A 19,963-nucleotide genomic window follows, 5' to 3' on the forward strand; every position below is an offset into this window, starting at 1 on the left:
ACGTACGCGACAATAGAACGGTGTGGAGACAGCTGCTGCAGTACACGGACACGGTCGGCCGTTCGATGGTCGGCTTCGCCGCCGTCGCGCTCGTCGTGGCCGTGGTGAGCTTCGTCGTCGGCATCGCGCAGGCCGTCTCCGGCCACGCCGCGGGCATGCTCCCGTTCTGGGCGACGACGATGGGCTGCGCCGTCCTGGCCGGCGTCCTCGTCTACCTGGCGAGCCGCCGCGGCGACCTCCGCCGGCGCTGATCCCGGCGCAGGGGCTCGGTGGCCCCCGTTGATGGGGCACCCGCAAGCGGGACTGTTGAGCGAGCCTCAGCGGAAGTTAGGGTGACAGGGCTTCGCCCCTTCCGGACTCTCGCCCGGGCGACGGCGACGCTCTGCCGGTGACCCGACATCGGTAGGCCTGCTATCCGAGGAGGTCCCCCGTGGCGTCCATGACCGAGATCCTCATCCTTCACGGCCACCTGCCCATCGAGTACCTCGACTCGGTGAGTGAGCCGGCGTCGGAGGAGTCCGTCGTGCGCGAGCTGATCGAGCGCGGCGCAATCACACCGCTCCAGCTCGCACGCGCCCGCGCGGCCCAGGCTGGTGCGCCCTTCGTCGAGCTGGTCGACTATCCCGTCGACCGTACGGCCGTCGCACTCGTGAACGGCGCGATCTGCAAGCGGCACAACGTGCTGCCGATCGGCGTCGTGGACGGGGCGCTGCTGCTGGCGTCCGCCGACCCCGGCGACGTGCTGGCGCTGGACGACGTCCGCGCCGCCGCCCGGATGCCCATCGTCGCTGTCGTGGCGGAGCCGGCCGACCTCGCCGCCGCCATCGACCGGTACATCCGGGCCGACGACGAGCTCAACGACCTGACCACGACGCTCGAGGACGAGGCCGCCCCCGAGGAGTTGAGCTCGGCGGCGATCACCGACGAGCTGGCCGACGACGAGGCGCCGATCGTGCGCTTCGTGAACCTGATCGTCAGCCAGGCCATCCAGGACCGCGCCTCCGACATCCACATCGAGCCGGGGGAGCACAGCCTCCGCGTGCGATACCGCATCGACGGTGTGCTGCACGAGATGCAGTCCGCGCCCAAGACCGTGCAGAACGGCGTCATCTCCCGCCTCAAGATCATGAGCGACATCGACATCGCCGAACGGCGGAAGCCGCAGGACGGCCGCATGTCGGTGGTACACGGCGGCCGCCAGATCGACCTGCGCGTCGCGACCCTCCCCACGGTGTGGGGCGAGAAGGTCGTCATGCGCATCCTCGACAACACCAACACCTCGCTCACGCTGCGGGACCTCAATCTGCTGGGCCGCAACCTGGAGACCTTCCAGACCGCGTACTCCAAGCCGTACGGGATGATCCTGGTCACCGGCCCCACGGGCTCCGGCAAGTCGACCACGCTGTACACGACGCTGAACGCCGTCTCCAAGCCGGAGATCAACGTCATCACCGTCGAGGACCCGGTCGAGTACCGGATGCCCGGGATCAACCAGGTGCAGGTGAACCCGAAGGCGGGTCTCACCTTCGCGAGCGCGCTGCGCAGCATCCTCCGCAGCGACCCGGACGTGGTGCTGCTGGGCGAGATCCGTGACCACGAGACGGCGCAGATCGCGATCGAGGCGTCGCTCACCGGCCACCTGGTGCTCTCCACCTTGCACACGAACGATGCTCCTAGCGCCGTGACCCGTCTCACCGAGATGGACATCGAGCCGTTCCTCGTCGGCTCGGCCCTCGACTGCGTGGTCGCCCAGCGCCTCGCGCGGCGGCTGTGCGAGCGCTGCAAGCAGCCGCTCGCCTACGAGACGGAGGACCTCGTCCGCATGCGCTTCGCCGTCGACGCCGACGCGGAGCCGCCGGTCATCTTCGGCCCGGTGGGCTGCCAGGCGTGCTCGAACACCGGTTACCGCGGACGGCTCGCCGTCCACGAGGTCATGGCCGTCAGCGAGGAGATCGAGCGGCTCACCGTCGAGCGCGCCTCGAGCGCCGAGATCGGCCGTGCCGCCCGCGAGCAGGGGATGTTGACCCTGCGCGAGGACGGCTGGGAGAAAGTCAGGCTCGGACAGACCTCGGTCGACGAGATTCTGCGTGTGGTCGCCTAGGGAAGGGGTTCAGATGGCAACGGACGCGACGAACGAGGGTTGGAACGCGGCGAAGGCCGCGGAGGGCCGCCCGATCTACGAGATCCCGGTGACTCCGCCGGAGGCGCCTGGCTGGGCGCGCCCGGTCTCCGGGCCGTTCGACGCGTTCTCGGACACCCTGCCGACCTCGTTCCTGCCCCCGCAGGCGACGCCGGCCGCCGCTGAACCCGCGTACGAGGCGCCAGCGCCCGCATACGAGTACACGCCCACCTCGGGGTACGAGTACACTCCGGCGCCAGCGGATCCGCCGGCCTACACGCCGCCGACGAGCGGGTACGAGTCGCCCTCGTACGAACCGCAGCCTCCGTCGTACCAGGCGCCCGCGGCTGCGTACGAGCCGCCCGCGGCATACGAGCCGCCCGTGGCCTACGAGCCGCCCGCCGCATACGAGCCGCCCGCGGCATACGAGCCGCCCGCCGCCGCGTATGAGCCACCGGCTGCCGCGTACGACGCGCCGCCCGCCGCGTACGAGACGCCCGCCTACCAGCCTGACGCGTCCTACCAGCCTGACGCGTCCTACCAGCCCCCGACCTCCCCACCGGTCGCGGTCTCGCCGCCCGCCCCCGGAGCGCCCACCCCTGCCGACGAGGCCGACGACGACCTCCACACTCTTACGCCCGCCGAGCGAGAGGCCCTGGCCGCGGCCGACCAGGAGCTGGTCGCCGCCCTGCGCGCGGTCGTCAACCTGCGCGCCTCCGACCTCCACGTGACGGTGGGAGCGCCGCCGATGGTCCGCATCGACGGCGCGCTCACCCCGGCCGGTGGCGCGCAGCCGTGGGGCCACGAGCGGACGAAGGAGGCCCTGTTCAGCCTCCTCGACGACCGGCAGAAGGTGACGTTCGAGCGGGAGCTCGAGCTCGACTTCGCGTTCACCATCTCGGCGAACTCCCGCTTCCGCGTCAACCTGTACCAGCAGCGCGGCGCGGTCGGCGCGGCCTTCCGTCTCATCCCGACCGAGATCAAGGGGCTGGACGAGCTCGGCATCCCGGAGAGCGTCTCCAAGCTCTCGCAGCTGCCGCGCGGCCTGGTGCTGGTCACCGGCCCGACTGGTTCCGGCAAGTCGACCACGCTGGCCGCGCTCATCGACCTCGTCAACACGACCCGCGCCGACCACATCGTGACGGTCGAGGACCCGATCGAGTTCATGCACACCCACAAGAAGGCGCTGGTCAACCAGCGCGAGGTGGGGCACGACACGCACAGCTTCAACAACGCCTTGAAGCACGTCCTGCGCCAGGACCCCGACGTCATCCTGATCGGTGAGCTCCGCGACCTGGAGACCATCTCGGTCGCCCTCACCGCCGCCGAGACCGGCCACCTGGTGTTCGCCACCCTGCACACGCAGGACGCGCCGCAGACCATCGACCGAGTGATCGACGTGTTCCCGCCGCACCAGCAGCAGCAGGTGCGCGCCCAGCTCGCCGCGACGCTCCAGGGCGTCATCTGTCAGACCCTCGTCAAGAAGGCGTCCGGCCGCGGCCGCGCCGTCGCGACCGAGGTCATGCTGACGACGCCGGCCATCGCGAACCTCATCCGCGAGGGCAAGACCTACCAGATCGGCTCCATGATGCAAGCGGGCCGCGACCTCGGGATGCACACCATGGACCAGCACCTCGCCGACCTCGTCGACTCGGGCCAGATAACGCGCGCCGCCGCGTTCGAGAAGGCGCACGACTCGCAGGGCCTCGACCGCCTCATCCAGCGCGTGGAGTCGCCGACGGCGGCCTCCGCGTGGGCCATCGCCGAGAGCGGCCCCGACTTCGGCGACCGCTACTCGGGGACGGTGCGCTGATGGTCGGCTCGGCGACCTTCGCGTACGCGGGCCGCACCACCGGGGGAAAGCTCGTCAAGGGCAAGCTCGACGCCCCCAGCGAGGGCGCCGTGGTCGTCCGCCTGCGCGCGATGGGCCTCAGCCCAGTCTCCATCCAGGAGTCCTCGGCCGGAACGGGACTCCAGAAGGAGCTCTCGATCCCGGGCTTCAAGAAGGTCGTGAAGCTGAAGGACCTCGCCGTGATGAGCCGCCAGATGGCGACCATGATCGGCTCGGGCCTGTCGCTGCTGCGCACGCTGAACATCCTGGCCGACCAGACCGACTCCAAGCGGCTGAAGGAGATCCTCGGCCAGGTGCGCGACGACGTGGAGGACGGCACGTCGCTGTCGGCGGCGATGGCCAAGCACGACGTGGACTTCCCACCGCTGATGATCAGCATGGTGCGGGCCGGTGAGACCGGCGGGTTCCTCGACAGCGCGCTGTCGTCGGTCGCGGAGAACTTCGAGAAGGAAGTGAAGCTCCGAGCCACGATCAAGTCGGCGATGACGTATCCGGTCGTCGTGCTGGTGATGTCGCTTGTCTCCGTCGTCATCATGTTGATCTTCATCGTCCCGATCTTCAAGAACATGTTCCAGAGCCTGGGCGGTCAGCTTCCGCTGCCGACACAGATCCTGGTGAACCTGTCCGCCGCGATGGTCTGGCTCGGCCCGCTGCTGGCCGTCCTTATCATCGGCAGCTGGATGTGGTGGCGCGTCAACAAGAACAACGAGAACGTCCGGAAGCACACCGACCCGATCCGGTTCCGGATCCCGGTGTTCGGCGCGCTCAATAAGAAGATCGCCATCGCGCGGTTCTCCAAGAACCTGTCGAACATGATCGGCGCGGGCGTGCCGATCCTGCAGGCCCTGCACATCGTCGGCGCGACTTCCGGCAACTGGGTCATCCAGAACGCCCTGGAGGAGGTCGCGGACTCCGTGCGCAAGGGCGAGTCCATCGCCAAGCCGATGTCGCGTGTCGACGTCTTCCCGCCGATGGTCACCCAGATGATCGCTGTGGGCGAGGATGCCGGTTCGCTGGAGACCATGCTGGACAAGATCGCGGTCTTCTACGACAACGAGGTCGAGTCCATGACCGAGGCGTTGACGTCTCTCATCGAGCCGCTTCTGATCGCCTTCTTGGGCGTCGTGATCGGCGGCATGATCATCGCGCTCTACATGCCGATCTTCCAGATCGCGACGCTCATCCACTAGGGCGCAGGGTGGATCTCCGCCCGAAAGCCCCTCAACTGGGGCCACAAGTATGATAAATACCCCCCACATGCGGGATTATCTTGCATCTTTCCTCAGAAATAGCATCGGGCTCGATCGGGAAGACTCCTAGCCCGGTCTCCCGACACCCGACCGAATGGACACTGCAATGTACTTCCGACTCATGGGCAAGCTGAACGACCGTCGTAAGGCCCTCCTGCAGGGCGAGGAGGCCGAGAAGGGCTTCACCCTCATCGAACTCCTCGTCGTCGTGATCATCATCGGCATCCTCGCCGCGATCGCGATCCCCGTGTACCTGGGCATCCAGGACAACGCCAAGGACGCGTCCGCGCAGTCCGACGTGGTCAACCTGAAGACCGCCGTCGTCAGCATGCAGACCAGCACGGGCTCGTTGCCAGCCGCAGGCACGGTCATCGCGAGCGGTGCTCCGACATCGGCGGCCTCGACCGCCGGTGCCAGCAAGAGCAACAACACCGTGAGTCTCAGCTACGCGTTCACCGGCAACGCCTTCTGCGTCGCAGCGAAGAGCGGCAGCTCCGGCAACACCGTCTTCTACGCGACCGACTCCTCCGGCGCGACCAAGGTGACGACGACCAACTCGCTCCCCAGCGGCTGCACCGCCCCGTAACACCGTCTGCCGGATGGATGGCTGCGTCTGCAGCCGTCCATCCGGTTTTCGCTGTCCTGGCCGCAGCGGGGCGATCCGACGCGCCGGTGCCAGCCCCTAACTGGGGTCAACGAAATACGAAATACCCCCCACTCGCGGGATTATCTTGTGAATTTGCCGCGAATTAGCATCAAAGCCGACCGGGCAGGACTCGCGGGCCTGGTCTCCCCGCCAATCCGACCGAATGGAACTGCAATGTACTTCCGACTCATGGGCAAGCTGAACGACCGCCGTAAGGCCCTCCTGCAGGGCGAGGAGGCCGAGAAGGGCTTCACCCTCATCGAACTCCTCGTCGTCGTGATCATCATCGGCATCCTCGCCGCGATCGCGATCCCCGTGTACCTGGGCATCCAGGACAACGCCAAGGACAGCTCGGCTCAGTCCGATGTCGTCAACCTGAAGACCGCCGTCGTCAGCATGCAGACGAGCACCGGCGCACTCCCGGCCGCGACCGACGTCGTCGTGAGTGGCGCTCCGACCGCGAACGCCAAGACGGCGGGCGCCAGCCAGAGCAACAACACCGCCAGCCTGAGCTACCTGCCCGCCTCCTCTGGAAGCGCGTTCTGCGTCGCAGCAAAGAGCACCAGCTCCGGCAACACCGTGTTCTACGCGACCGACTCCTCCGGCGCGACCAAGGTGACGACGACCAACCCGCTCCCCAACACCTGCACCGCCCCGTAACGCCCTCCCGGGTGGACGGCCGCGACTCGCTCGGCCGTCCACCCGGCATTCGCCTTTCTAGGCGCAACTCCTAGCCCCACCCCGAGAGACCCGAAATCGAAGGGAGGTGAACCCGTGAAGAAGCCTTTCCGCCTCGACCGAGACGACGCCGGATTCACACTGATCGAAGTGATGGTCGCCATGCTGCTGCTGGTCGTCGTCGCGCTGGCTCTGATCCCGGCGTTGGTCGCCCAGATGCGGGCCACCTCCACGAATACCACCATCGCGCTGGCGAGCCAGCTCGTCGGCCAGCAGGTCGACGACGCGCAGAGCCGCGCCTCTACCTGCGCGGCGCTCCAGGCCTACCAGTCCGAGACCGTCGCCCCGGTGGTCGACGCCCGCGGAGTGAGCCTCCAGCCGCGGCGCACCGTCAGCCTCCCGTGCCCCTCGACGTATCCCAGCACCATCCAGGTGCAGGTGACGGTGACGCAGACCGGGAGCTCGACCGTCCTCGCCTCGGCGACCACTATCGTCCTCCTCAAGGCCGCGTCATGATGCGGCGCGAGACTGAGCAGGCGGAGAGCGGCTTCACGCTGATCGAACTCATCGTCGCCTCGGCGCTCACGATCCTCGTCCTCGTCGCTGTCGGCGGCCTGCTCATCAGCTCCAACAAGGCGCAGGCCGGCACGAAGGCGGCCACGGCGTCGGCGACGCTCGGCCAGCTCGTCTCCCGCTCGGTGACCCAAGGCGTCGCGAACGCGACAGCGGTGACCGTGACCACGGACTCCGTCTCCGGCGCCCAGCTCCTGCAGGCGCGTGTGTACTCGATGACCGCGGCGAGCGACCCGACGCAGGCGAGCGCCTCCGTCGGCTGCGCCGCCTGGTACTACAACCCGGCAGGCGGTGGCGCCATCTACGTCAAGAAGGTCTTCCCGGCGGCGGCGATCACGATGCCGACAGGCACGCCCGACTCCACCTGGGAACTCATCGGCAGCGGCCTGGGCGCCAACGTCTCCGCCGCACAGGCGTCTACTGTCTTCGCCACTCCGAACGGCACCCGCGTGGACCTCAAGTTCGACGTGGTCAACGGCTCGCAGAAAGCCGTCCACATCGAGACGACCGTCCACATCCCGAACACGACCCCTGTGAGCGCGCCATGCTTCTGATCCGTCGCCTTGCTGTCCGCCTGCCCCGTCGTGGCGATGACCGGGGCGGCGCGCTCGTCGCCGTCGTCGGCCTGGCCGCTGTGCTCATGGCGTTCCTGCTGCTCGGCAGCAGCATGGTCGTGACCTCGTTCCGCTACAGCGACACGAGTCGCGCCGCGATCCAGGCGCAGGCGGCCGCTCAGGCAGGCGTCGCAGTCGTCGCGGCGCAGATGTCCCAAGGGAACTGCACGCTGCCCTACACCAGCAGCACCACGCCGAAGTATTCGGTGTCCCTCGCCTATCAGCGCACCATCACCGGCACGACCTGGATCACCGGCTGCCCCTCCAACGCCAGCGATGTCAACAAGGTCAAGATCGTCTCGGTGGGGAGTGCGTCGGCCTGGTCAGCAATCACCCGCACCGTCGAGACCATCTACAACTACATCCCGACCACGCCCGGACATTCGATCCAAGGGTCGGGCGCCGCAGTCTACGGCTACAGCGTCACCGACGGCACGATCACCAACCTGACGATCACCCAGAGCGGAACGACGAGCCCTGGTATCGAGTTCAAGACCGGCAGCGCGAGCTGCCAGACCGGCGGCTCCATCCAGGGCGACGTGATCCTGGGCTCCGGCATCTACCGCTCTCCCAGCGGCTGCACGATCAACGGCGACCTCTGGGCTTCCGCGACCGTGCAGGTCGGCAACAACAGTGTCATCACCGGCAACGTGCACGCCTCCGGCACCTCGTCGCCGGTCGTCACGATCTCCAACGGCGCGCAGGTCTACGGCAACGTCACGTCGAGCGGGCCGGTGAGCATCTCCGGGAGCGTCGGCGGAAGCGTGATCGCGGGCCCGACGGGCGGCGCATCCTCCGTGTCCGGAACCGTGGCGGGCACCTTCAAGACGACCGGCACCGTCTCCGTCTCCGGGTCGGGCCTGCCGGCGTCGCGCGTCTTCCAGAATCAGACCGGCATCGTCACCCCTGCGCCCCCCGTCGTCCCGAACTGGGTGGACTTCGCTTACAACCACGCGGACTGGACCAACGCCGACAACTCGCTCTGGCCCGAGACCGTCCCGGCCTCGTGCACGGGGTCCGTGGTCGCCGCCGCCATCAACGCCGCTCTCGTCCCGACCGTCGTCCGCGCGAACGCGACCTGCCCCGCCGGGATGGTGAGCCTGACCGGCAGCAACAGCAACATCACCTTGAAGAGCGATGTCGCGCTCATCGTCGACGCGTTCGACCTCAAGAACATGACAATCACCTCCGCAGCCGGCACCGGCACCCACCGGCTCTACATCATCACCCCGGACACGGTGGCGGACGCCGCACCGACCTGCCCGACTCAGAGCCTCACGACCAAGATCGAGAACCAGGTGAACGACGACGCAACGGCGCCCGTCATGATCTACACGCCGTGCGGTCTGAGCAACTCCGGAAGCACGTGGTGGGGCCAGATCTATTCGTCGAACATCTCGTTCAACAACAGCTACACGCTCAACTTCGTCTCGATGGGCCTCCCCGGCGTGAACTTCGACAACGGCACATACACCCCGCCGACGCCGCCCATCCCCGGACACCTCGACACAGTGTTCTCGACCAGGAATATCGCAGGGTAGGTGCCGCTCATGGTCGTCGTCGTCGCCGTGTTCGGCTCGCTCATCGGGTCGTTCCTCAACGTGGTCGTGTACCGCGTCCCCGCAGGGCTCTCGATCCTGCGGCCGGCCAGCGCGTGCCCGTCGTGCCATAGCGCCATCCGGCCGTACGACAACATCCCCGTGCTGTCGTGGTTGCTGCTGCGGGGCCGGTGCCGGGACTGCCGCGTGCGCATCCCGGTGCGGTATCCGCTGGTCGAGCTTGGCACCGCGCTCCTGTTCGCGGTGGTGGCCTTCGCCTTCCTCGGTCCGCTCCGCGTTCCGGGACGGCCACTCGCCGCGACCGTCCTCGAGTTGCTCGCCTACCTGTGGCTCGCGGCCGTGAGTGTCGCCCTCGCCATCATCGACGTGGAGACGCACCGCCTCCCCGACCGGATCGTCTACCCGACGGCCATCGCCGTCGTCGCGCTGCTCGCGTCGGCGGCGGTCGCCGACGGCGACGGGATGCGTCTCGTGCAGGCGGTGGTCGGCGGCGCCGCTCTCTTCAGCTTCTACTTGGTCCTCGCCCTGGTCCGGCCTGGCGGTATGGGCTTCGGCGACGTCAAACTCGCCGCCGTGCTCGGCTTCGCGCTCGCATGGACCGGCTGGGCGCAGCTCGTCGTCGGTGCTTTCGCCGCCTTCGTGCTCGGCGGGATCTTCAGCGTCGCCCTGCTCGCCGCGAAACGCGTGAAACGCTCCGGAGGCATCCCCTTCGGCCCGTGGATGCTCGCAGGCGCGTGGGTCGGAATCCTCTTCGGTGCGGCTGTGGTCGCGTCGTACTTCGCGATGATCGGCGTCCAGTGATGGCGTCGGAAGGGAGACAGCTCGATGGCTAAGACGATCGTGGGTGTGGACATCGGATCGACGATGATCCGCGCCGTCGAGCTCGGCGACCCCGGCAAGCCCCGGCCGACCCTGCTGCGCTACGCAGAGCTCCCGCTCTCCGAGGGCGCGGTCAGCCGCGGCGAGGTGCTGGAGCCGAACACCGTCGGCGGACTGCTCAAGCAGCTCTGGAGCATCGGCGGCTTCAAGACCCGCAAGGTGGTGCTCGGGATGGGCAACCAGCGGGTGCTCGCCCGCGACCTGAGTGTCCCCACGGCGTCGCGCCAGCGCATCCGGGAGTCCCTCCCGTTCGTCGCGCAGGAGATGCTCCCGGTGCCCGTGCAGGACGCGCTGCTCGACTTCTATCCCGTCTCCGAGTCGATGACCGAGAACGGACCGATGACGCACGGCCTGCTCATCGCGGCTGTCAAGGACGCCGTCGTCGGCAACGTCAAGGCGGTCCAAGCCGCGGGGCTCACCCCGGTGGAGGTCGACCTCATCCCGTTCGCGCTCGACAGGCTACTGCTCGCCCGACCCCGCGTACGGGGGACGATCGCCCTCGTGGACGTCGGCGCCAGCACGACTACGGTCGTCGTCGCAGCCGACGGCGTCCCGCAGTTCGTCCGGATCATAGCGGCGGGCGGCTCGGACCAGACGGCCGGCCTCGCGGCGAGGCTGGGCGTCACGCCGGAGGAGGCAGAGCGTCTGAAGCGCACGCACGGGATCGCACCGGACCCGTCCGCCGTCGAGGGCCAAGCGGTCGCCACCGTCCTGCTGGAGATCGTGTCCGACCTCCTCGTGAGCCTGCGGAACACGATCTCGTACTACTCCAACACCCGGCCGACCCATCCGGTCGCCGGAGTGATGCTCACTGGGGGCGGCTCCCAACTCGCCGGCTTCGCTTCCGCGGTGGCGGACTACACCCGGGTCCCGGCAGCTCTGGGCGACCCGTTCACTTCGGTCGCGCTCTCCCGCGGCCTCGACGCACAGCGACTGCGTCATGACCAGGCGGCGATCACCGTCGCCCTCGGACTGGCGATTGGAAGTGAGGCGGCATGACAACCGAACTGACGCGCCAGGGTGACTCGGCGCCCGAGCCCGAAGGCGGCAAGCGCGCCCGCCGGTCCACCAAGGCCACGGCGCCCTCCGGTGCCGCGCCCAAGCCGAAGGGCAGGGCCGCCGCGAAGGGCAGGGCCCCTGCCACGCCTCCGGGACCATCGGCTCTGCAGCGAGAGCCCAGGGTCGACCTTCTCCCTCCCGAAGTGAAGACCTCGCGGCGCCACGATGCGATCGCCCGCCGCCTGGTCCTTGCGCTAGTCATCGTGATGATCGTCGTCGCGGGAGCGATCGGTGGGAGCACCTTCATCGCAGTGCAGGCCAACGCCACTCTCGCTTCGGCGCAGCAGCAGACCACCGATCTGGCTGCCCAGCAGACGAAGTATGTCGGCGTCCGCCAGATTCAGAGCCAGATCGCGCTCGCGAAGGCCGGCCAAGAGGTCGGGGCGTCGACCGAGGTTGACTGGACCGCGTTCCTCACGAAGGTGCGGGGCACGATCGGCGGTGGCCTGTCGCTCACCGGCATCACGATCGACTCTGCATCCCCTCTGGCCGCCTACCTGCAGTCGACGGTCCCCCTCGAGGGCGCGCGAGTCGCCACGGTGACCATCGACGTGCGCTCCACAAACCTCGATGAGGTGTCGGCCTGGCTCGCCCGACTCGCCACCCTGCCGTCGGTCGCCGACGTCTCTCCGGGATCCATCACCCTCGACCAGTCGGGATACACGGCCTCGGCGATCATGCACCTGGACGAGTCGGCCTTCGACGGCCGCTTCGCACCGAAGGGAAAGTGACATGGACAAGCAGCGTCTCGTCATCGCGGGCGTCGGCCTCGCCATCGCGGTCGTGATCGGCCTCGGTTACCTCCTCGGGGTGCAGCCCCAGCTCACCGCCGCGGCGACAGCAGCCGGCCAGACCACACAGATCGCCTCGGCCAATCATGTGAGCGAGGTCCAGCTGCAGCAGCTCAAGAAGGACTACGCCAACATCGATCAGTTCAAGGGCCAGTTGGCGGACCTCCAGCAGTCGATCCCCTCGACACGATCGCTCGACATATTCGTGTCCGATCTCCACGCGCTTGCGGCGTCGACGGGCGAGACCATCTCGGGCGTCGACCCCTCCGACCCGGTCGCGTACACGCCGCCGGCGGCTCCGGTCGACGCGACGCCTCAAGCGACGAACACCTCCTCGCCCTCGCCGTCGCCGACGGCCACTCCCACGGCGGCCCCCGCGCCGGCCGCGCCACAGGCGCCGAAGACGACGACCAACTCTCTGATCACCGCCGGCAACTTCGTCGCCATTCCGATCACGATCAGCGTCAAGGGGACGACCGACGGCGCCATCGCGTTCCTCGGCGCGCTGCAGCACGGCAAGCGGCTCATTCTGGTCACGGGATTCTCCGGCAGCGAGGACAATCAGGCTCCCGCGGCGGCGGGCGGAGGGGCGGCCGCAACGGCGACGCAGGTGAGCTACACGATCAAGGGCCTTGTCTACGTCCTGGCCAACGCATCCCAGGCCACCCCCACCCCCACTCCCTCCAAGTAGCCGCCTACCCGCAGCACCTCCCTCGCCGCCGCGTTCCCCGTTGCTACAGTGGGCACCACATCGAGAGGTGCCCATCGGGGGCGCAGCGAGGAGTGCCAGCATGAGCGACACGACACCGGAACCCGCCGAGAAGCGGGACGACGCGGGGTCCGTCGCGCCGGGCACGGAACCGGGCGCGGAGCCGGCCACCGAGCCCGCCACCGCGCCTGCCGCGTCGGCTGCGGCCGAGCCGGCCGCTCAGCCCGAGGCCGCCGGGTCGTCGACCGGCGAGCCGCACGACACCGACCCCGACATGGAGGTGCCGCCGTCCGCGCCGGTGTCCGCTCGCGGTCACCTCAACCAGCCCGACGACGCGAACGCCGCCGAGCCCGCCGAGGAGCCCGCCGACGCCGCCACCCCGCCCGCCCCGGCCATCGAGCCCGAGCCCGTCACCTCCTCGCCCGACGACGTCGCGGCGGCCGTCGCGCGTTCGGCCGGTGAGCCCGGAGCCACCGCCGCCGGTGAGGCCACGGTCGACACCGCATCTCCCGTGGAGTCCGCCACGCCGGTCATCGTCGCGGGGGAGGCCGCCCAGCAGGCGACCGCGCAGCAGCAGGCCGCCGACCAGGCCGCGCAGCAGCAGGCCGCACCCCAGCCGGGCGAGGCCACCGCAGCGCCCGTGCAGCCCACACCGGTCCCGCCCCCATTCATCCCGCAGCCCGTCGCGCCGATCTTCCTGCAGCGCCCGGAGCCGCCCAAGCGAAAGAGCAACCGCGGCGTCGGCATCCTCATCGCCCTCGTCGGGACCGTGGCGTTCGCCGTCCTCTGGGCCGCGGCCCTGGTCGTCGTCGGCGCGATGCTGACGCCGAGCAGCGAGCTGCTGCCGGTCCTCACCCAGTACTTCACCTCGCAGCTGTCCGGCTGGGCGCCCATCGTCGCCTTCTTCGTCGGGATGGTCGTGCTCATCCAGATCATCAACCGGGCGCGCTGGTGGGGGTACATCCTCGGCGGCCTGGTCGTCGCGATCTTCGTCTACCTTGTCTACATCGGCGCCGGGCTCGTGGACGCCCGCTTCTGGCAGCGCAACGCGGACGAGCAGGCCCTCGTGCTGAGCCGCGCCTGGGTCAGCCCGTTCGCGGTCCTCGCCGGCGTCATAGCGCGGGAGATGTCGATCTGGACGGGTGCCTGGCTTGCCGGGCGCGGACGCAAGCTCAAGGCCCGCAACGCCGAGGCGCAGGCGGACTACGAGCAGCAGCTCGCGGACGTCCAGAACCAGGCCGCCAACGCGTACGCGCAGGTGTACTGACCGCAGGGCCAACGCCGAGTCGAGGAGGCTCGCATGCGTGAGGAGCGTGCCTACGCGATCGTCGTCGCGTGCTTCGCCGCCGGGCTCTACCTCGCGGTCCTCGTCGCCGCGTTCGGCCTGATCTCGCTCGGGACGGACACCGAGGTGATCCCCGATCGGTCCGCCGGGCCGCTGGTCGGGCCGATCATGGCGGGCGTCGCCGTCGCCGTGCTCCTCGTCCTCCTGATCCGCACCGGGATCCGCGTGCCGGGGGAGCAGCAGCGCATCGCACCGCTCAACGCGCTCGGCGCCGGTCTGGCGTGCTACCTCGCGTACTGCCTGACCGGGGGAGTGGCCGGCGCGCTCGCGACGGGCGACCTGCTCCACTTCGCCCTGTTCGCCGCCGGACAGCTCGCCAGCCTCTACGCCATCGCGGTGGGAGTCGCGGCCGTCGTCGTCATGCTGCTCTACCAGCTCGTGCTCGTCGGCCGCTTCCGCCAGCGCGGGCGGCCGCGCTGGCCGTGGGAGCAACCCGACGACGAGTGACTGACCGGGTGACCCGAACGGGTGGACGCGCCGGTCCACCCCCGGCCGATACACTGCGGGAGCCCGAAAGAGAGGTCCCGATGTCCGTCACTCCCGCCGACCGCCCGCGTTCGCATGCCACACGGTGGATCCTCGCCCTCGTCGCCGTCGTGACCCTCCTCGTCACTGCCGCCGGCGTCACGGTCTCGGTGTCGGCGGTGGTCGCGCTGCAGAACCTCCCGCGCACCCTGGTCGCGCAGTACCTGGGCGACCTCGAGCACGGCCGGGCCACGGCCGCGATGAAGCTGGCCGGCATCCGGGCGAACAGCGGCGACGTGCTGCTCAACGACACGGCGTATTCGAAGATCACCGACCGCATCAGCGCCTTCACGATCGAGTCGCCGGTCACCCGCGGCGCCACGACCACCGTTCAGGCCCAGATCACCCAGGGCGGCCGCAGCTACGATCGCTCGTTCGTGGTCGAGAAGGCCGGAGGCCTCCCCGGCCTGCCGTTCTGGCGCCTGGGTCGCATCGAGCCGGACACCGTGGACCTCATGGTCGAGGGGCCCGCCGGGATCACGTACACGGTCGCGGGGGTGAAGCCGGCGGACATGCCGCTGGCCACGGACGTCACCCTCCGCGCCCTCCCCGGCACCTATCCCGTCGAGCTCACATCGAAGAGCAAGAACTTCGACGTGCCGGTGAGTGACATCACGGCCACCCCGGCGGGACGCGCGATCACGCCCACGGTGTTCACCGCCCGGCTCAACGACGACGGCCAGTCGGCCGCGCGCACCGCGATCAACGCCTGGCTGGACGGGTGCGTCGCCTCACGGGACGCGGTGCCGGCCCATTGCCCGTTCGGCACCTTCGCCGACAGCCCGGGGGACGACATCAGCAACGTCCGCTGGCAGCTGCACACACGGCCGGACGTGTCGATCGACCCGGTGTGGGCGACGGGAGGCTGGGCGGTCGAGAGCACCTCCGGCAGCATCTCGGCGGAGGCGACGCTCACCCGAAGGTCCGACGGCGCGACGGGCGAGGGCTACACCGATCCGTGGAGCTTCGGCTACCGCGGCATCCTCACGTTCGACGGCGGCGGGGCGCTCTTCACCCCGCTGATCTCGGACGACGCCACCGGAGGTCAGGCCGGCGCCTGACGCCGGCCCGGCCGCGCACGACGGCTCCGCACCCGCTCGGCCAGCGCGATCGGGATCATCCCGACCAGCCACGGCAGGTCCTGCAGGAGGTAGCGCTTGACCAGGCGGGACGGGTCCTGGCCCATCCGCCACACCCACTCCAGCCCGAGCCGGCGCATCAGGTGCGGCGCCCGGGGGAAGTGCCCCGTGTTCATCTGCGCGGCCGCCCCGGCCCCGATGAAGACGATGCCGTGGCTGTGCCTGCTGCGCAGTTCGAGGATCAGGCGCTCCTGCTTGGGGAAGCCCAGGCAGACGAACAGCACGTGCGGCCGGACCCGCTCGATGAATGCGCTCGCTGCGTCGATCAGCGCGGGACTGCCCGGCTCGGCGAACGGGAGGTCGGCCCCATGCACGTGGGCGTGGCCGCTCCCACGGTAGAACCGCTGGGCCTCGACGGCGGCCGCGCCGATGATGCCGACGCGCAGGTCCGCCGCCGCGGGGTGCTCGATGACGGCGTTCATGAGGTCGGTGCCCGTGACGCGGGGGAACGGCCCCTTGCCGGCGATCCGCAGCAACCAGGTGAGCGGGACGCCGTCGACGGTCCAGAACGAGGTCTGCGCCTCCAGCTCCGGCAGGCCCACCGTGCGCAGGTGCCGCGAGATCGAGACGTTGGAGGTGACGACGATCCCGCCGTCCGCGCGTGCCAGGTCGATGACGTGGCGGCTGGACTGGTCGAGGTCCGCACGGTCGAGCTTGAGGCCGCCCAGGACGGCGCGTTCGAAGGTCTGCACCCCGCCACAGTGGCATATGTATAACGGATGTCAGCCGGAAGTCCGCGGCGCACCCCGGCGAGAATCACCCGAGGATTCGCCGACAGCGAGCCGCGGGGCCTTGGCCGTTTCGCCCTCCGCGGACAACGCGCTATCACGCCCCCGTTCATTTGACCGCCCACCGCGCGGACGATAGTATTTATCGGGTGTGCGCTCTGACGCGCGCTTGTTGTGTGCTCGCGAGAGCTGACACCGAGCGGGCCGGCACGTACTCATCCGATGGGCGGAGAGACCGCACGGAATCACCGCCCCCACGGCATATCGGCCATCGGTCCGATACTCCCAACTCCTCGATCGCCCGCGAAGCGGGTCGCTCGGGGTGCGGGAAAAAGCAACAACTGTCACCGTGCAGTCCATATAAGGAGAAGTTCAGTGCCAACCATTCAGCAGTTGGTTCGGAAGGGCCGGACGCCGAAGGTCACCAAGACCAAGGCCCCCGCCCTGAAGTCCAACCCCCAGCAGCGCGGCGTGTGCACCCGTGTCTACACCACCACCCCCAAGAAGCCGAACTCCGCGCTCCGCAAGGTCGCCCGCGTCAAGCTCTCGAACGGGACCGAGGTCACCGCGTACATCCCCGGTGAGGGCCACAACCTGCAGGAGCACTCGATGGTGCTCGTCCGCGGTGGCCGTGTGAAGGACCTGCCCGGCGTTCGTTACAAGATCGTCCGCGGCGCTCTGGACACCCAGGCCGTCAAGAACCGCAAGCAGGCTCGCAGCCGCTACGGCGCGAAGATGGAGAAGAAGTAATGCCTCGCAAGGGTCCCGCTCCGAAGCGCCCCGTCGTCGCCGACCCGGTGTACGGCTCGCCGGTCGTCAGCCAGCTCGTCAACAAGATCCTCCTCGACGGCAAGAAGGGCCTCGCCGAGCGCATCGTCTACGACGCGCTCGAGGGTGTCTCCACCAAGTCCGGCCAGGACGCCGTCGCGACGCTCAAGAAGGCGCTCGACAACATCCGCCCGACCCTCGAGGTCCGCAGCCGCCGCGTCGGTGGCTCGACCTACCAGGTGCCGGTCGAGGTCAAGCCGCACCGCGCCAACACGCTGGCGCTGCGCTGGCTCACCAGCTACGCCAAGGGCCGTCGTGAGAAGACGATGACCGAGCGTCTCACCAACGAGATCCTCGACGCGTCCAACGGTCTGGGCGCCGCGGTCAAGCGCCGCGAGGACACGCACAAGATGGCCGAGTCGAACAAGGCCTTCGCCCACTACCGCTGGTAACACTTTTCGTCGTCCGGGCGTTGCACTCTATGGAGTGCCGCGCCCGGGCGGCACCCCTTCCACTTTCTACTTTTCGGAGGAATCCCTGTGGCACAGGACGTGCTCACCGACCTCAACAAGGTCCGCAACATCGGCATCATGGCCCACATCGATGCCGGCAAGACCACCACGACCGAGCGCATCCTGTTCTACACGGGCGTCAACCACAAGATCGGTGAGACGCACGACGGCGCCTCGACCACCGACTGGATGGAGCAGGAGAAGGAGCGCGGCATCACCATCACGTCCGCCGCGGTCACCTGCTTCTGGAACAAGAACCAGATCAACATCATCGACACCCCGGGTCACGTCGACTTCACGGTCGAAGTGGAGCGCTCGCTCCGCGTCCTCGACGGTGCCGTCGCCGTCTTCGACGCGAAGGAGGGCGTCGAGCCCCAGTCGGAGACCGTGTGGCGTCAGGCCGACAAGTACGTCGTCCCGCGCATCTGCTTCGTCAACAAGATGGACAAGCTGGGCGCCGACTTCTACTTCACCGTCGACACCATCGTCTCCCGCCTCGGCGCCAAGCCGCTGGTGATGCAGCTCCCGATCGGCTCCGAGTCCGACTTCGTCGGCGTCGTCGACCTGGTCGAGATGCGCGCGCTGGTCTGGCCGGGCGACGCCAAGGGCGATGTGACCATGGGCGCCAAGTACGAGGTCCAGGAGATCCCCGCCGACCTTCAGGAGAAGGCCGAGGAGTACCGCAACCGTCTGCTCGAGACCGTCGCCGAGACCGACGACGCGCTGCTCGAGAAGTTCTTCGGTGGCGAAGAGATCACCATCCCGGAGATCAAGGCCGCCATCCGCAAGCTCACGGTCAACAACGAGATCTACCCGGTCCTCTGCGGCTCCGCGTTCAAGAACCGCGGTGTCCAGCCGATGCTCGACGCCGTGATCGACTACCTGCCGTCGCCGCTCGACGTGCCCGCCATCGAGGCGCACAACCCGCGCGACGAGGAGCAGGTCATCCTGCGCCACGCCGACGCCACCGAGCCGTTCTCGGCGCTCGCGTTCAAGGTCGCCGTGCACCCGTTCTTCGGTCGCCTGACCTACGTCCGCGTGTACTCGGGCCGCGTCGACTCCGGAGCCGGTGTCGTGAACTCGACCAAGGGCAAGAAGGAGCGCATCGGCAAGATCTTCCAGATGCACGCCAACAAGGAGAACCCGGTCGACTTCGTCACCGCCGGCAACATCTACGCGGTGATCGGCCTCAAGGACACCACCACCGGTGACACCCTGAGCGATCCGGACCACCAGGTCGTCCTCGAGTCGATGACCTTCCCGGAGCCCGTCATCGAGGTCGCCATCGAGCCGAAGACCAAGGCCGACCAGGAGAAGCTCGGCACGGCCATCCAGAAGCTCGCGGAGGAAGACCCGACGTTCCGCACCGAGCAGAACCAGGAGACCGGTCAGACGGTCATCAAGGGCATGGGCGAGCTGCACCTCGACATCCTCGTGGACCGCATGAAGCGCGAGTTCAACGTCGAGGCCAACGTCGGCAAGCCGCAGGTGGCCTACCGCGAGACCCTCCGCCGCACGGTGGAGAAGTACGACTACACCCACAAGAAGCAGACCGGTGGTTCCGGTCAGTTCGCTAAGGTGCAGATCACCCTGGAGCCGCTCGAGGTGACCCCGGAGACCTCGTACGAGTTCGTGAACGCCGTCACCGGTGGTCGCGTCCCGCGCGAGTACATCCCTTCGGTCGACGCGGGCATCCAGGACGCGATGCAGGTCGGCGTGCTCGCCGGCTTCCCGACGGTGGGGGTCAAGGCGATCCTCGTCGACGGCGCCTCGCACGACGTCGACTCCTCGGAGATGGCGTTCAAGATCGCCGGCTCGATGGCCTACAAGGAGGCTGCGCGCAAGGCGAACCCGGTGCTCCTCGAGCCGCTCATGGCGGTCGAGGTGCGTACGCCGGAGGAGTACATGGGCGACGTCATCGGCGACCTCAACTCCCGCCGTGGGCAGATCCAGTCCATGGAGGACGCGAGCGGCGTCAAGGTCGTCCGCGCCAACGTCCCGCTGTCCGAGATGTTCGGCTACATCGGCGACCTGCGGTCCAAGACCTCGGGCCGCGCGGTGTACTCGATGCAGTTCGACAGCTACGCGGAGGTCCCGAAGGCTGTGGCCGACGAGATCGTCCAGAAGAGCAAGGGCGAGTGACCTCGGTCACTGCTCCCAGGCAACATCCCGTAACATAAGAAACCAATCCCGTAGACCCTCCGGTCGAAATCCGTC

Annotated in this window: 20 protein-coding genes; 19 read left to right on the forward strand and 1 reads right to left on the reverse strand. The window is 68.7% G+C overall.

The window, feature by feature from the left end:
* Positions 1–20 precede the first annotated feature (20 nt).
* The 16 genes from AC3A3H_RS11330 (at position 21) to AC3A3H_RS11405 (ending at position 15,660) form a co-directional block, all read left to right on the forward strand.
* Positions 21–251 (forward strand): hypothetical protein, encoded by a 231-nt coding sequence (locus tag AC3A3H_RS11330; protein ID WP_487614667.1) that lies wholly within the window; start codon positions 21–23, stop codon positions 249–251.
* Positions 252–430: 179 nt separating this feature from the next.
* Positions 431–2,101: a GspE/PulE family protein gene (locus AC3A3H_RS11335; protein ID WP_487614668.1), complete on the forward strand. Its 1,671-nt coding sequence runs from the start codon at positions 431–433 to the stop codon at positions 2,099–2,101.
* A gap of 13 nt (positions 2,102–2,114) precedes the next feature.
* Positions 2,115–3,932, forward strand: coding sequence for a type IV pilus twitching motility protein PilT (locus AC3A3H_RS11340; protein WP_487614669.1), 1,818 nt, complete (start codon positions 2,115–2,117; stop codon positions 3,930–3,932).
* The gene (locus AC3A3H_RS11345; RefSeq protein ID WP_487614670.1) at positions 3,932–5,161 is read left to right on the forward strand and encodes a type II secretion system F family protein; all 1,230 of its coding nucleotides are present in this window, start codon (positions 3,932–3,934) and stop codon (positions 5,159–5,161) included. Before AC3A3H_RS11340 ends, AC3A3H_RS11345 begins: the two co-directional genes overlap by 1 nt.
* A 154-nt stretch (positions 5,162–5,315) precedes the next feature.
* Positions 5,316–5,807 carry a type II secretion system protein gene (locus AC3A3H_RS11350; protein ID WP_487614671.1) on the forward strand — a complete coding sequence of 164 codons (492 nt, stop codon included), beginning with the start codon at positions 5,316–5,318 and terminating at the stop codon, positions 5,805–5,807.
* Between the two features lie 234 nt (positions 5,808–6,041).
* The gene (locus AC3A3H_RS11355; RefSeq protein WP_487614672.1) at positions 6,042–6,527 is read left to right on the forward strand and encodes a type II secretion system protein; all 486 of its coding nucleotides are present in this window, start codon (positions 6,042–6,044) and stop codon (positions 6,525–6,527) included.
* A 114-nt stretch (positions 6,528–6,641) separates the two neighbouring features.
* Entirely contained in the window at positions 6,642–7,061 is a 420-nt protein-coding gene (locus tag AC3A3H_RS11360) for a prepilin-type N-terminal cleavage/methylation domain-containing protein (protein WP_487614673.1), read from the forward strand.
* The gene (locus tag AC3A3H_RS11365) at positions 7,061–7,672 is read left to right on the forward strand and encodes a PulJ/GspJ family protein (protein WP_487614674.1); all 612 of its coding nucleotides are present in this window, start codon (positions 7,061–7,063) and stop codon (positions 7,670–7,672) included. Before AC3A3H_RS11360 ends, AC3A3H_RS11365 begins: the two co-directional genes overlap by 1 nt.
* Entirely contained in the window at positions 7,663–9,273 is a 1,611-nt protein-coding gene (locus AC3A3H_RS11370) for a bactofilin family protein (RefSeq protein WP_487614675.1), read from the forward strand. The genes AC3A3H_RS11365 and AC3A3H_RS11370 overlap by 10 nt, the downstream gene beginning before the upstream one ends.
* Positions 9,274–9,282: 9 nt before the next feature.
* A complete protein-coding gene (locus AC3A3H_RS11375; RefSeq protein ID WP_487614676.1) occupies positions 9,283–10,092 on the forward strand; it encodes a prepilin peptidase in 810 nt (269 codons plus the stop codon).
* A gap of 24 nt (positions 10,093–10,116) precedes the next feature.
* The gene (gene pilM / locus AC3A3H_RS11380) at positions 10,117–11,169 is read left to right on the forward strand and encodes a type IV pilus assembly protein PilM (protein WP_487614677.1); all 1,053 of its coding nucleotides are present in this window, start codon (positions 10,117–10,119) and stop codon (positions 11,167–11,169) included.
* Positions 11,166–11,960 (forward strand): PilN domain-containing protein, encoded by a 795-nt coding sequence (locus AC3A3H_RS11385; protein ID WP_487614678.1) that lies wholly within the window; start codon positions 11,166–11,168, stop codon positions 11,958–11,960. The genes pilM and AC3A3H_RS11385 overlap by 4 nt, the downstream gene beginning before the upstream one ends.
* Position 11,961: 1 nt before the next feature.
* Positions 11,962–12,711, forward strand: a complete 750-nt coding sequence (locus AC3A3H_RS11390; protein WP_487614679.1) for a hypothetical protein — start codon at positions 11,962–11,964, stop codon at positions 12,709–12,711.
* A gap of 100 nt (positions 12,712–12,811) precedes the next feature.
* Positions 12,812–13,996, forward strand: coding sequence for a hypothetical protein (locus AC3A3H_RS11395; protein WP_487614680.1), 1,185 nt, complete (start codon positions 12,812–12,814; stop codon positions 13,994–13,996).
* 33 nt (positions 13,997–14,029) lie between these two features.
* The gene (locus AC3A3H_RS11400) at positions 14,030–14,521 is read left to right on the forward strand and encodes a DUF6121 family protein (RefSeq protein ID WP_487614681.1); all 492 of its coding nucleotides are present in this window, start codon (positions 14,030–14,032) and stop codon (positions 14,519–14,521) included.
* An 80-nt stretch (positions 14,522–14,601) separates the two neighbouring features.
* The gene (locus tag AC3A3H_RS11405; RefSeq protein ID WP_487614682.1) at positions 14,602–15,660 is read left to right on the forward strand and encodes a hypothetical protein; all 1,059 of its coding nucleotides are present in this window, start codon (positions 14,602–14,604) and stop codon (positions 15,658–15,660) included.
* Here AC3A3H_RS11405 and AC3A3H_RS11410 read toward each other — a convergent pair.
* Complete coding sequence (locus tag AC3A3H_RS11410) at positions 15,645–16,430, reverse strand: WecB/TagA/CpsF family glycosyltransferase (RefSeq protein ID WP_487614683.1); 786 nt, start codon at positions 16,428–16,430, stop codon at positions 15,645–15,647. The two genes, AC3A3H_RS11405 and AC3A3H_RS11410, sit on opposite strands and share 16 nt — an antisense overlap.
* Positions 16,431–16,841: 411 nt before the next feature.
* Here AC3A3H_RS11410 and rpsL point away from each other — a divergent pair, with 411 nt between their 5' ends.
* From rpsL to fusA, 3 genes are all read left to right on the forward strand, one after another.
* Entirely contained in the window at positions 16,842–17,216 is a 375-nt protein-coding gene (rpsL, locus tag AC3A3H_RS11415; RefSeq protein ID WP_055913929.1) for a 30S ribosomal protein S12, read from the forward strand.
* Complete coding sequence (gene rpsG, locus AC3A3H_RS11420) at positions 17,216–17,686, forward strand: 30S ribosomal protein S7 (RefSeq protein WP_179604991.1); 471 nt, start codon at positions 17,216–17,218, stop codon at positions 17,684–17,686. Before rpsL ends, rpsG begins: the two co-directional genes overlap by 1 nt.
* An 87-nt stretch (positions 17,687–17,773) precedes the next feature.
* Positions 17,774–19,888: an elongation factor G gene (gene fusA / locus AC3A3H_RS11425; RefSeq protein ID WP_370054603.1), complete on the forward strand. Its 2,115-nt coding sequence runs from the start codon at positions 17,774–17,776 to the stop codon at positions 19,886–19,888.
* Positions 19,889–19,963 lie beyond the last annotated feature (75 nt).

The organism is Leifsonia sp. Soil_N53, from assembly GCF_057655165.1.